Origin of the sequence: Stutzerimonas balearica DSM 6083 (assembly GCF_000818015.1) — a bacterium.
Classification (GTDB): domain Bacteria; phylum Pseudomonadota; class Gammaproteobacteria; order Pseudomonadales; family Pseudomonadaceae; genus Stutzerimonas; species Stutzerimonas balearica.
Genome location: NZ_CP007511.1, coordinates 2,761,391 through 2,773,600 on the forward strand (window position 1 = coordinate 2,761,391; position 12,210 = coordinate 2,773,600).

Here is a 12,210-nt window from a genome sequence, read left to right on the forward strand (position 1 = left end):
ACCTCGCAATCAGCCTTGGCTTTGCCCCCGGCGACCGCTCGGCGGCTGCCGCACCGGGGTCTGTCCAAGGCTGCGCGCAGAGTTCGGCCGACGCAAGCCGTACCGACGAACGCGCCGACTCGGCTCAGGCGTCCAGCGAGGGCCCGATCATGCGCGACAGTTGCGCATACACACCGGGGGCTGCCACGAGATAGGGGTTGCCCTCGAGCAGCCCATCGCCGCGCAGAAAGTCGTTCGCCAGCGCGCCGGCCTCCTTCACCAGGACCAACCCGGCGAGGCAATCCCAGCTCTTGAGCTGGGTCTCGTAGTAACCGATCAGGCGTCCGGCGGCGACATAGGCCGTCATCAGCGCGCCAGAGCCGTTGCGCAGGAACATTCCGCCCTCGGCAAGCAACTGCACGAGGAAGGGAATGAAGTGCTCCTTGCCGCGCGGATGGAAGGTACCCGCCCCGGTGAGCCCCTCACTGACGTGGGTCGCCGCACTGGCCTTTAGCGGCTCTTCATTGACATAGGCGCCGCGTCCCAGGCAGCCATGAAAGAGTTCGTCGTGGTTGGGGTCGGCGATGGCGCCAACACAGGGTTGGCCATCGACCAAGAGGCCAACCGATACGCACCAGTTGTGCAGCCCATGCAGGAAGCAGGCGGTTCCGTCGATCGGATCAATCACCCACACGCAACGGGCCTTGAGGTCGGCGGCGCCGCTTTCCTCGCCGAGAAAACCGTCTTCGGGAAACCGTTCGGCCAGCTGCGAGCGCAGGAACTGCTCGATCCGCTGGTCCGCGACGCTGACGACATCCTGCCGGTCGCCGCCCTTGTGTTCGACCGTCAGCGTCGCGCGCGAGCGATACAGTGCCATGCCCATCTGCGCCGCTTCGCGCGCCAGGGAGCAGGCAAAGGCGTAACGGGCGTCGATATCGAGCGGCTGGTCGGCAGGCGTCATGGCGGGCTTCCTGTAGGCGGAGGCGCGATTCTAGACAAGCTGCCAGGCAAGAGACACCGCCGCCAGGCCGGTTTTCCTGACACGAGGGAGCAGAGCGTCGCACCGGCTCAGCTCGCTGCCCCCTTCATCGCGCTGCACCCACCTGCCCCGCTTGCGGCATTCCTGCTCCAGTAACCGGGCGCTGCTCACAACGGGCCGACTGCGGGCGAACGACTGGCGTTCGCCCGCGCCGCGTCAATCCTGATTAAGCGCACCGATGCGGTGAATCGACAGATCCGCGCCGTTGAATTCCTCTTCCTGCGACAAACGGATACCGAGCGTGGCGCGCAGCAGACCATAAACCGCAAAACCGCCGACCAGCGCCACACCAACGCCCAGTAGCGAGCCAATCAACTGGCTGGCCAGGCTGACGCCGCCCAGGCCGCCAAGCCAGTGCTGGCCGAACAGGCCGCAAGCGACTCCGCCCCAGACACCACACAGGCCGTGCAGCGGCCAGACGCCGAGCACGTCGTCGATCTTCCACTTGTTCTGGGTGGCGGTGAACGCCCAGACGAACAGTGCTCCGGCGATCGCTCCGGTGGCCAGCGCACCCACCGGGTGCATCAGGTCGGAACCGGCGCAAACGGCTACCAGCCCGGCCAGCGGCCCGTTGTGCAGAAAGCCCGGGTCGTTGCGGCCAACCAGCCAGGCCGAGGCCGTACCGCCGACCATCGCCATCAGCGAGTTGACGGCGACCAGGCCGCTGATGCCCTCGAGTGACTGCGCACTCATCACGTTGAAGCCGAACCAGCCGACGATGAGGATCCACGAGCCCAGCGCCAGGAACGGGATGTTCGAGGGCGCAAAGGCAACCAGGCGGCCATCACGGTAGCGACCGTTGCGCCGGCCGAGCAGGATCACCGCACCGAAGGCCAGCCAGCCCCCCATGGCATGCACCACCACGGAGCCGGCGAAGTCATGGAAGGCCGCGCCAAAGGTCGCCTCCAGCCAGGCCTGCAGGCCCAGGTTGCCGTTCCAGATCAGGCCTTCGAAGAAGGGATAGACGAAGGCAACGATCAGCAGCGTGGCGCATAGCTGCGGGCCGAACTTGGCGCGCTCGGCGATACCACCGGAAATGATCGCCGGGATGGCCGCGGCAAAGGTAAGCAGAAAGAAGAACTTCACCAGCGCATAGCCGTGATCGGCCACCAACTGATCGGCCGGGTTCATGAAGGTGACGCCGTAGGCGATCCAGTAGCCGATGAAGAAGTAGGCCAGGGTCGAGACGGCGAAGTCGGTGATGATCTTCGACAGTGCGTTGACCTGGTTCTTCAGGCGCACCGTACCCACCTCCAGAAAGGCGAAGCCGGCGTGCATCGCCAGCACCATCACGGCACCGATCAGGATGAAAAGCGTGTTGGAGCCGTGCACCAGGGACTGCACGGCACTATCGAGGTTTTCCATGGTTCGCTACTGCCTCAGGAGAAATCGCACCAAAACGGCAACCTCGAAAACCCCACCGCACCAAGATGCGTCGCTGCCATCTTTTCCAAGACCGCATCCCCGGCCCGCCGTGGCGAGGGCTCGCTGATGGAAATCAGGCAAGTATTTGATTTTTAACAGGTTGCTGCCAATTCTGGAAAACCGGATCGCGCCAAGTTGGAGCTGATCAGGTATTTCCTGCACCGAAGCAATGCAACGCGCGTACCAAGCGAGCCGGTATTGCCTCGGCTCGATGCTGCACATCGGGGCAGGCGCCGTCCCGCGGCACTGCGTTGGCGCAAAGCATATTCGGACGTCGGCGCTGCGAAGACTCAGATCACCTGCAACGTGCGGTATTCGTCCCAGGCGTGCTGGTCGGTCATCCCGCTGACGAAGTCCTGCAGCATGCGGGTGCGATGGTAGAACTCCCATAGCGGCCAATCGGGCGCATCCGGGTCTGCGCCGCGCAGGGCTTCGTGATAGGCCTTGATCAGCAGGCTCGGCAGGCGGCGCGCCAGCATTTGCAGATGAGGCTCCTCGCGGCAGCTGCCTACGGTCAACTGCTCGAAGAGCGCTGGGCTTACTCGCAGCAACGGCGCGTAGTGATCGAGCAAGCCCTGCAGGATCCGGTGGCCCTGCAGTTGTAGCGTCTCGACTTCCGGATGGCAGAACACCCGGGCCATGGCCACATCCTTGAAGGTGGCGACTATCGCGTTGGGCAGGCTCCGATCCTCCAGGAGCGCACGGTCCAGCGTGCCGTGGAAGATCGCCTCGATGTTGTCGATGAACTGCCGCGCGGCATGCTGCACCAACGGATGCACCAGATTGACGCGCAGCCAGATAAAGAACTCGCCGTTCCTGTTGATCGGTTCCCTGTGCGCGCGCTCGAGTGCGTAACCGACCATGCTGGCGAAACTGCGATTGCTGCCCGGGATCGGTGAATCCGGCGAGGCATGCGTGGCGAAGCGCTCGACCAGCAGCTGCGCCAGCTGCTCGATGCTGAAGATGCCCTTCTCGACCGAGTCCTCGATATCGGCCAGGCAGTAGGCTATGTCGTCCGCCGCCTCCATGATGTAGGCGACCGGGTGGCGAGTGCCCGGTGCCATGCCGAGCGCCTCGTGCAGTTCAGCGACGAAACCTTCCTCGGAAAGATAGAAGCCCGGCTTCTTGCGCAGGTAGGCGCCCGGCGTACCTTTATCCGGTTTGGGTGCATAGGCCGCACGCACGTACTTGAGCAGCCCGGCCGTCTGGGTATAGGTGAGGTTCAGGCGTAACAGGGTCACCACCAGGCGAACCGCCTGGGCATTGCCTTCGAACTGCTTGAGATCGCAAAGCATGCGATGACGCAGCGCCGGGTCGCCCCGCTGGCCAAGCGCCTGGTCGAAGAGCGCGTCCAGATGCTGGTCGAACCACTGGCCGATGGCGTACTCGCCAAAGTGTCCGAATGGCGGATTGCCGATGTCATGCATCAGGCAGGTCATCTCGACGAGCGTCTCCAGTGCGCCCTCCAGCCCATCGAGCCCGACCTCGCCGGCCCGCTCACCGAGCTGCTTGTACAAGGTGCGCACGATGAAACGCCCGGCCTGCTGCACTTCCAGCGAATGAGTCAGCCGGCTGCGTACCGCCGCATTGCGCTCGAGCGGGAACACCTGGGTTTTCTGCTGCAGCCGACGGACGGCGGCGGAGTTGATGATGCGGCCGCGATCGCTTTCCAGCTGATCGACGATCGCCGACAGGCCACCGGCCGCTCCCTGCTCCGCGCGCCCGTATGGCCGCTGACGAGTCACCCTGCACTTGAAATCGATAGCCAAGAGATGCAATCCGAAAGACCTCCGAAGCTGCCGAGCCTAACCTGTCGCACCACTATTACCAAGGCAGCGCACCTGGCGTAGGCTGGCCGCTTCAACCCTCGCGAGCGAAGAGCACTGCCATGTCCCGAGCCGATTTTCACCGCGCGCATGCCGAGCGTGCCACGGCCGAAGCACAGCGCCTGCTGGATGAGCGCGCCCGCCTGGGGTCTCGCTGGCTGGCCTGGGTCGCAACCGAACTCTATCGGCTCAGCCCGCCGGCCTATGCCGCCATGGTGCGCCGCGAACTGCAGCGCCTGACCCAGGCAAGCGCTTGAGCGGGCGTCGCGTGAATCGCTCGCCGGCAGGTGCCGGCGCCTCGCCAAGGGGCTAGAATCCGCGCGACATCGACCATCACATGAGATGAACCATGGGCGCACAGTGGAAAGCCAAACCCAAGGAAGCCGCCGCCAATGCCAAGGGCAAGATCTTCGGCAAGCTGGTGAAGGAAATCATGATCGCCGCGCGTAACGGCGCCGATCCGGAGACCAACGCCAAGCTGCGCCTGGCCGTGCACCAGGCCAAGAAGGCCTCGATGCCCAAGGACACGCTCGAGCGCGCCATCAAGAAGGGTGCCGGCCTCACCGGCGAGGTGGTCCATTACGAGCGCACCCTTTACGAGGGTTTCGCCCCGCATCAGGTGCCGGTGATCGTCGAGTGCCTGACTGACAACCTCAACCGCACGGTCGCGGAAATTCGCGTGCTGTTCCGCAAGGGCCAGCTCGGCTCGTCCGGCTCGGTGAGCTGGGACTTCGACCACGTCGGCATGATCGAGGCGACGCCCGAAGCCGGCGCGGACGCCGAGTTGGCCGCCATCGAGGCCGGCGCCCAGGATTTCGAGGCCGCCGACGAAGGCGCAACGCTGTTCATTACCGAGCCCACTGACCTGGACGCGGTATGCAAGGCCCTGCCCGACTTCGGCTTTACCGTGCAATCCGCCACGCTCGGCTACCGCCCGAAGAACCCGGTGTCACTCAGCGGTGCGGAGCTGGAAGAAGTGGAAGCCTTTCTCGAGGCGATCGACTCGCACGACGATGTGCAGAACGTCTATGTCGGCCTTGCCGGCTGAGAGCATTGGGAGGCAGGCAGCATGACAGCGAAGAAGCCGGACATTCCTTATAGCCAGCGCGAGCAAGGGTACCGGGAGAAGGCCCTGAAGATGTTCCCCTGGGTGTGCGGTCGTTGCGCACGGGAGTTTTCGGGCAAGCGTTTGAGCGAGTTGACGGTCCATCACAAGGACCACAACCACGACAACAATCCCGAGGACGGATCGAACTGGGAGCTGCTCTGCCTGTATTGCCACGACAACGAGCATGCTCGCTATACCGACGCGCAATACCAGGCTGCGCCGCGCGCCGGTGCCGATTTGGGGCGCAAGGAAACCTTCAAGGCCCTCGCCGGCCTGGCAGAGCTGCTCAAGGACAAGGGCTGAGGCCCTTGCCTCGCCCCTGTTCTCAGTTGCCGGTCATTTGACCAGTACGACCGGGATAGCCGACTCGTGCACGACCCGGTTGGTCACCGAGCCCATCACCAGGCCGGTGAAGTTGCCAAGCCCGCGGGTGCCCATCACCAGCGTGTCGCAACCGAGGCGGCTGACCGCTGCACTGATCTGGTCGGCCGCATTGCCCATGACGGTGTGCGTCTCGGCCTGGATGCCGGCCGCGTTCAGGGTCTTCGAGGCTTCGTCGAGCAGGCCGCGCGACTGGGCCATCAAGCCGTTGTTGATCTCCTCGATCATGCTGGCACTGACGTACTCGCCATAGAGCACCGGCTCCTGCTGGACGTTGATCACGTGCACCTGCGGCACGCTTTTGAGCTCGCCTGCCAGGTCGACCACGTACTGCAGGGCCCGCCGGGCATTGTCCGAACCATCGAAAGCCACAAGAAGCTTGCGCATAGTCACCTCCCTTGATGTGAGGTTTAGAGCATAGCGCAGGCCAACGCGACGCAGGGCGCACCGCCGCGCTTGTGTTGATCTGGCACAAGCCGCGATCATCGGCGCCTGCAATGGAGGACGAAAATGATCGGTCAACAGCAGGAGCCGGTGTTCGGCGTGGGCGATGCCTCGTTCCAGGCGGCCGGCGGCGAGGCCGGGCTCAAGCGCCTGGTAGCGGATTTCTACCGGGCGATGGACAGCCTGCCGGAGGCGGCGACGATACGCGCCATGTATCCGGATGACCTGGGCCTGGCGCAGGAGAAACTGACCAGTTTTCTTTGCGGCTGGCTGGGCGGCCCGCGGCGTTATGCAGAGCGCTTCGGCCCGATCAGCATTCCGCAGTTCCATACGCGCTGGAACGTCGGCGAGGCGGAGCGCGATGCCTGGCTGAGCTGCATGGCCTGGGCCATCGAGCGCCAGCCCTACTCGGCCGCGTTCGCGCAGTACCTCTTGACCCAGCTGCGCGTGCCGGCCGAGCGCATCCGCCAGGTCCAGCAACCGCCTGGCTGCCCGCGGAGCCGATAGTCAACGGTGCTCGGCTTCGGCTACACCGAGCGCCGGATCGGGACGTTGCTCGAACCTGTCGCTCAGCGCCATCCGCAGCCACACGGGTGAGAGCACCAGACCCACGCCCAGGCTCAGCCAACTGAGCCACTCGCCGCCCTCGGGGGGCGGGAATGCCAGGCGACCGATTCCGACCAGCAGGCTGTAGAGCGACACCGCGGTGACCACTACCGCCAGAACGCGACTTCCAAAGGCCCCACGCGCACGACCTTGATCGCCACAAAGCACCGCCGTGCGCCCCCAGAAGCCGAACGGGCGAACCTTGCGATAGAAATGCTGCAGCGTCGCATCGTCGGTGCGTGGCGTGACGAAGGTGATCAGTACCGCCGCCGCGCAAGTAATCAACGACATCAGGCCCAGCCGGATCCACTCCTCACCGGGGTCGGTACCGAAGTAGTACAGCAGGACGGGCGCCAGGATCAGCGAGACGAGCATCGCGGCCAATTCGGAATAGAGGTTGATCCGCTCCCACAACCAACGCAGCACCAGCACGGCGCCCATTCCGGCCCCGAACAGCAGCGAGATGAACCAGGCCGTCTGGATCGAACCGAGGTTGGCCATGATGACCATGGCGATGAGCAGAATCACCACGTTGGATATCCGCGCTACCAACACCAGCTCCTTATCCTTGGCCTCCCGCTTGAGCAGCTTCGGCGCCACCACCGCGCGATAGACGTCATTGCTCCAGTACGAGGCGCCCCAGTTGAGATGCGTGTCGACGGTAGAGGCCAGCGCCGCCAGCAAGCCCACCAGCATCAGGCCGCGCAGGCCGGGCGGCATGAGCTCATCGATGCCGGTCACGAAGAGCGCCTCGCGGGCTGCGGTGAAGCCATCGGCGCCGGCCTCTGCTGGAGAAAATGGATAGAGCACCAGCAGGCCGATCGAGATTGCCAGCCAAAACAGGCTGCGCACGAGAATCTGCAACCAGGTGAACACCAGGCCTGCGATCCTCGCCTCACGGTCGGTCGGACAGGCCATGCTGCGCTGTGCCAGATACCCGGTGCCATCGGAGTTCATCTGGAACAGCCACTGCATGCCAACGATCACCAGAAACGGCAGCACAGCCTCCCCTACATTCGAGGGCGGCGAGAAAGAGAGCAGCTTGCTTGCCTGCTCCATGCCATACAGCTCGACGACCCGGTCGGTCAGTCCCCCGAGCCCGCCCGCCGCATCGACCACGAACCAGGCATAGGCGACCGTGCCCAGCATCGCCACGGCGAACTGCATGACGTCCGTCTGCACCACGGCGCGCAGCCCGCCGGTGATCGAATAGGTCGCCGTGAATACCAGGATGAGCAGGATGGAGATGAGGTTGTTGGCACTGGTGGTGATTGGGTCGAGGCCCGTAATGCTTTCGCCCAGGCGTATGCCGCTGGCCTCGATAAAGCTAGCGACGACCTGATAAAGCTCCGCTGGCAGCCATTCATGCCAGGGTAGAAAGACCTCCGCGATGCGGATGGCCGCAACCAGCACCATCGCCAGCACCACACAGTTGATCACCGTGCCGTAATAGACCGCCTTGAACAGCCGCAGCGGCGCGACGGCCCTGCCGCTATAGCGCACGCGAGTGACCTCGGCATCGGTCAGAACGCCGGCACGCCGCCAGTTGCTGGCGAACAACCAGGCCAGCAGCAGGAACGCCAGACCGTAGATCCACAACCGCCACACTGCGAACACACCGGCAGTGGCGACCAGGCCTGCCACCAGCAGCGGCGTGTCGGCGGCAAACTGTGTCGCCGCCATCGATACCCCCGCCCGCCAACCCTTGATGGTCCGGCCAGCGAGAAAATACTCATCCAGGCTCTGGGACGCCTTGCTTCGCGCACGCAGGCCCGACATCAACCCGTAAACGATGAAGGCCACGACGATCAGTAGGTCCAACATATTGTTTTTCCTGTCGTTGGAATCTGCTTAAGGTTGAGAGCACCTCCTGGCGATAAAAATGCCGCCGGCCGGATGAACGGCAGCGATCCGGCCCGGCTGCTTCGCATGGCCGGCACGCGCTAGAATCGCCGGGCCTAGGGCCAATCGAATCCTCCTGTGCTCGACATTCAACGCCTCGCCAGCCCCCTTCATCCGTTGCTCAAACAGTTCTATCGCAGCCATGGCAGTCGCGCGCGCATCGCGCCGCTCGCAGAATGTTGGGTAGTCCGCCAGGGCGAAATCGTAGCGGGGTTGTGCCTGACGCCCGTCGCCGAGGGCTACTGGCTGACCAATCTCCTGGTCGCGCCGGAACACCGCGGTACCGGTATGGCGTCCGCCCTGCTCACTCAAGTGCAGATGCAAACGGCTGCGCCGATCTGGTTGTTCTGCCGCCCTTCGCTGGTTGGCTTCTACGAGCAGCGAGGGTTTGGAGCGACGGAGGAGCTGCCGAGAGAGCTTTGCGCTCGTCTGGAGCGCTACCGGCAGACCAAGGCACTGGTCGCCATGCGACGCAAGGAGAAAGAGATGGACACGCCAACGATCGATATTGTCGCGGCCGCCCTGTTCGATGCAGAGGGGCGCCTGCTCGTGGTGCGCAAACGCGGCAGCCGCTTCTTCATGCTGCCCGGTGGCAAACGCGAAGCAGGCGAGACCTCTTTGCAGACCCTTTGCCGGGAACTGGAGGAGGAACTGGGTCTTGCACTGCCAGCGGAAGACGTCGAACCGCTCGGGCGGTTCCAGGCGGCCGCCGCCAACGAGCCAGGCCACCGCGTCAATGCAAAGGTCTTTCTGGGCAAACTGCATGAAGCGGTTGAGACGCGCGCCGAAATCGAGGAGGCGTGCTGGCTCGAGCTGCCAGCCGTTACGCGAATTGAGCTGGCGCCGTTACTCGCGGAACAGATTCTCCCGGCACTGGCAGTTCGAAGGTAAAGCGAACTCAGGGCGAAATGGGGTCGCTGGCGGGAAAGGTTTCCTCGATGGCCTCGTCCAGCTGCTCTTCATCAGCCTCATCGGGCTTGCGCTCCACTTCACCTTCATCGGGAATGGGATCTTTGTCTGAAAGGTTCTGGCCAATCATGTTTCCAACCTCTGGGGCGTCGTCAGAACATTAGTGTGCGTCGGCCAGCAACAGTTCGGGCTACTCGGTCGGCCGCACTTTTCTACGGACAAAAAAAGGGGCGGGGTATACCCCGCCCGGCTTCTTCCATGCTCCCTGTATTCCTGATCATCATCCTGATGAAACCGCATCCTGCGGCTGTCCTGGCCCCATCCTTGTGGCCTCGTGCTTGTCCGTCAGCACAGGGGCGATATTAATGATCACCCGCCCCGGAGCAACTGGCCCCGGCACCGGGCAACAGCGACAAATCACCGCAGCCCTGCGATTAAAATACCTTATAAATCAATGTTTTATTTATAGTCCACGAAACCATTCGACAGGCTCAACCAGGCTTTACCTACAGCAAATGTAAGCAAATGCTTACATCTTGCTGAGCAATTGGCCCGCGTGGATTAGTCCGTTCGGTTTAGTGAGGCCAAAAACGAAACGGGCCTGAAATCAGGCCCGTTTCGGCGACCGGGACGCCTCAGTGGAACAGCGCTTCGCTCGACAGCCCGTTGCGCTCGAAGATCTCACGCATACGGCGCAACGCTTCGACCTGAATTTGCCGCACCCGCTCGCGAGTGAGACCTATCTCCTGTCCCACCTCTTCGAGCGTGCTGCTTTCGTGCCCACGCAGGCCGAATCGGCGCACGACGACCTCGCGCTGCTTTTCGGTCAGGTCGGACAGCCATTGATCGATGCTTGACGACAGATCATCGTCCAGCAACAAGTCGCAGGGATCGTTGGGCTTTTCGTCGGTCAGGGTGTCGAGCAGCGTCTTGTCGGTGTCCGGCCCGAGCGACACGTCGACCGAAGTGACCCGCTCGTTCAACCCAAGCATGCGCTTGACCTCGGCAACCGGCTTTTCGAGCAGGTTGGCGATTTCCTCAGGGCTCGGTTCGTGATCCAGCTTCTGGGTCAACTCGCGTGCCGCGCGCAGATAGACGTTCAGCTCCTTGACCACATGAATCGGCAGGCGGATGGTCCGCGTCTGGTTCATGATCGCGCGCTCGATGGTCTGGCGAATCCACCAGGTGGCGTAGGTCGAAAAGCGGAATCCCCGCTCCGGGTCGAATTTCTCCACGGCGCGAATCAACCCGAGATTGCCCTCTTCGACCAGATCGAGCAGCGACAGGCCTCGATTGACGTAGCGACGCGCAATCTTCACCACCAAGCGCAGGTTGCTCTCGATCATGCGCTTGCGCCCGGCGGGATCCCCCTTGCGAGCCAGACGTGCGAAGTGCACTTCTTCCTCGGGCGTCAGCAGGGGGGAGAAGCCGATCTCGTTGAGATACAACTGGGTCGCGTCGAGCGCCCGGTTGTAGTCGATGAACTTGTGTTGCTTGGCGACAGGCTTGGTCTTGGGAGCCTTGGTCGCATGCTGCACTGTGCTGACACGGTCGAAGTCTATGCCCGGCTCCATGAGCAAAACCGCATCCTCGACGTCAAACTCCAGCGCTTCTTTTTTGAGTGCCATTATTCTTGTCCCGTTCCGAGTTCGACAACGGGCTCAAGACACGCGCGTCCATGCACGAAACCCGAGCCCATTAGTGGCGGCACGGGTGGCTTGGAGTCAACGCTTTGGCAGGTATTGCAGTGGGTCGACGGGCTTACCCTGGCGACGAATCTCGAAGTGCAGCTTCACCCGGTCGGTACCTGTAGATCCCATCTCGGCAATGCTCTGCCCAGCCTTGACTCGTTGGCCCTCCCGTACCAGCAGCCTGCGGTTATGACCGTAGGCGCTTACATAAGTATCGCTGTGCTTGATGATTACAAGTTCGCCGTAACCCCTCAAACCACTACCGGCGTACACCACAGTCCCATCAGAAGCAGCGAGAACAGGCTGTCCTAATTCACCGGCGATATCAATGCCTTTATTCAAACTGCCGTTTGAGGAAAAACGGCCTATTACCTGACCATTCGAGGGCCATGCCCAGCCGCTTGCCGAACGGGTTACAGGCGTCACCTTGACGGGGGCGGACGCCACTGGCTCCTTGCTGATCGCCGGCGGCCGAGGTACCGGATTGGCAACCACCACAGGCGTGCTCGGCCGAGGCGCCGGCTGCGCCGGGCGCTGTCCAGGGGACGGCGCAGCCGGCCGTGCCGCGGTCGTCGAACCTGCGCCAGAGAAGCGGATGCGTTGCCCCGGATGAATCACATAGGGCGCAGAAATCCCGTTCAGCCGCGCCAGGCTGCGCCAGTCCCAGCCATGCCGGCCTGCGATAGACGAAAGCGTGTCGCCGCGCCGAACCGTGTAGGCGCCGCTGGTCACTGGCGGCCGGCTGTTTCGATCGACCACCTGCACGCCGCCTGGCGGCGACGAGGCACACCCGGCGAGAAAGATGGCGGCACATGCCACCGGATACAGCGCGTACGACGAAAAGAGGCGAAACCACCGCCGATAGCCCATGAGCCTCAATGCTCGCTCCCTAGGGATGTA

Annotated in this window: 13 protein-coding genes; 5 read left to right on the forward strand and 8 right to left on the reverse strand. The window is 63.4% G+C overall.

The window, feature by feature from the left end; all coding sequences use genetic code 11:
* Window positions 1-124: 124 nt before the first annotated feature.
* From CL52_RS12545 to dgt, 3 genes are all read right to left on the reverse strand, one after another.
* Window positions 125-940, reverse strand: coding sequence for an inositol monophosphatase family protein (locus tag CL52_RS12545; protein ID WP_043221006.1), 816 nt, complete (start codon window positions 938-940; stop codon window positions 125-127).
* A 234-nt stretch (window positions 941-1,174) separates the two neighbouring features.
* Window positions 1,175-2,383, reverse strand: a complete 1,209-nt coding sequence (locus CL52_RS12550; protein WP_041104543.1) for an ammonium transporter — start codon at window positions 2,381-2,383, stop codon at window positions 1,175-1,177.
* A gap of 350 nt (window positions 2,384-2,733) precedes the next feature.
* On the reverse strand, window positions 2,734-4,212 hold the full coding sequence (gene dgt / locus CL52_RS12555) for a dGTPase (protein WP_043223173.1): 1,479 nt from the start codon (window positions 4,210-4,212) through the stop codon (window positions 2,734-2,736).
* A gap of 119 nt (window positions 4,213-4,331) precedes the next feature.
* Between dgt and CL52_RS12560 the strand changes: the two genes are divergently transcribed.
* From CL52_RS12560 to CL52_RS12570, 3 genes are all read left to right on the forward strand, one after another.
* Window positions 4,332-4,526 carry a hypothetical protein gene (locus CL52_RS12560; protein WP_043221008.1) on the forward strand — a complete coding sequence of 65 codons (195 nt, stop codon included), beginning with the start codon at window positions 4,332-4,334 and terminating at the stop codon, window positions 4,524-4,526.
* A 92-nt stretch (window positions 4,527-4,618) separates the two neighbouring features.
* On the forward strand, window positions 4,619-5,317 hold the full coding sequence (locus CL52_RS12565) for a YebC/PmpR family DNA-binding transcriptional regulator (RefSeq protein WP_041104540.1): 699 nt from the start codon (window positions 4,619-4,621) through the stop codon (window positions 5,315-5,317).
* Window positions 5,318-5,338: 21 nt separating this feature from the next.
* On the forward strand, window positions 5,339-5,680 hold the full coding sequence (locus CL52_RS12570) for a YajD family HNH nuclease (RefSeq protein WP_043221010.1): 342 nt from the start codon (window positions 5,339-5,341) through the stop codon (window positions 5,678-5,680).
* A gap of 33 nt (window positions 5,681-5,713) precedes the next feature.
* Here the strand turns inward: CL52_RS12570 and CL52_RS12575 are convergent, their stop codons facing one another.
* A complete protein-coding gene (locus CL52_RS12575; protein WP_041104537.1) occupies window positions 5,714-6,145 on the reverse strand; it encodes a universal stress protein in 432 nt (143 codons plus the stop codon).
* 123 nt (window positions 6,146-6,268) lie between these two features.
* Here CL52_RS12575 and CL52_RS12580 point away from each other — a divergent pair, with 123 nt between their 5' ends.
* Complete coding sequence (locus tag CL52_RS12580) at window positions 6,269-6,709, forward strand: group II truncated hemoglobin (RefSeq protein WP_043221012.1); 441 nt, start codon at window positions 6,269-6,271, stop codon at window positions 6,707-6,709.
* On the opposite strand, the gene CL52_RS12585 is transcribed toward CL52_RS12580, so the two are convergent.
* The gene (locus CL52_RS12585) at window positions 6,710-8,632 is read right to left on the reverse strand and encodes a sodium:solute symporter family protein (protein ID WP_043221015.1); all 1,923 of its coding nucleotides are present in this window, start codon (window positions 8,630-8,632) and stop codon (window positions 6,710-6,712) included. It abuts the gene before it with no gap.
* A 156-nt stretch (window positions 8,633-8,788) separates the two neighbouring features.
* On the opposite strand from CL52_RS12585, the gene CL52_RS12590 reads away from it, so the two are divergent.
* Window positions 8,789-9,601 carry a GNAT family N-acetyltransferase gene (locus CL52_RS12590; protein ID WP_043221017.1) on the forward strand — a complete coding sequence of 271 codons (813 nt, stop codon included), beginning with the start codon at window positions 8,789-8,791 and terminating at the stop codon, window positions 9,599-9,601.
* 7 nt (window positions 9,602-9,608) lie between these two features.
* On the opposite strand, the gene CL52_RS21235 is transcribed toward CL52_RS12590, so the two are convergent.
* The 3 genes from CL52_RS21235 to CL52_RS20735 form a co-directional block, all read right to left on the reverse strand.
* Window positions 9,609-9,749 (reverse strand): hypothetical protein, encoded by a 141-nt coding sequence (locus CL52_RS21235; protein WP_158485399.1) that lies wholly within the window; start codon window positions 9,747-9,749, stop codon window positions 9,609-9,611.
* Window positions 9,750-10,254: 505 nt separating this feature from the next.
* Entirely contained in the window at window positions 10,255-11,247 is a 993-nt protein-coding gene (gene rpoS / locus CL52_RS12595; RefSeq protein WP_041104529.1) for an RNA polymerase sigma factor RpoS, read from the reverse strand.
* Window positions 11,248-11,343: 96 nt separating this feature from the next.
* Window positions 11,344-12,207 carry a peptidoglycan DD-metalloendopeptidase family protein gene (locus tag CL52_RS20735; RefSeq protein WP_369804669.1) on the reverse strand — a complete coding sequence of 288 codons (864 nt, stop codon included), beginning with the start codon at window positions 12,205-12,207 and terminating at the stop codon, window positions 11,344-11,346.
* Window positions 12,208-12,210: the final 3 nt, after the last annotated feature.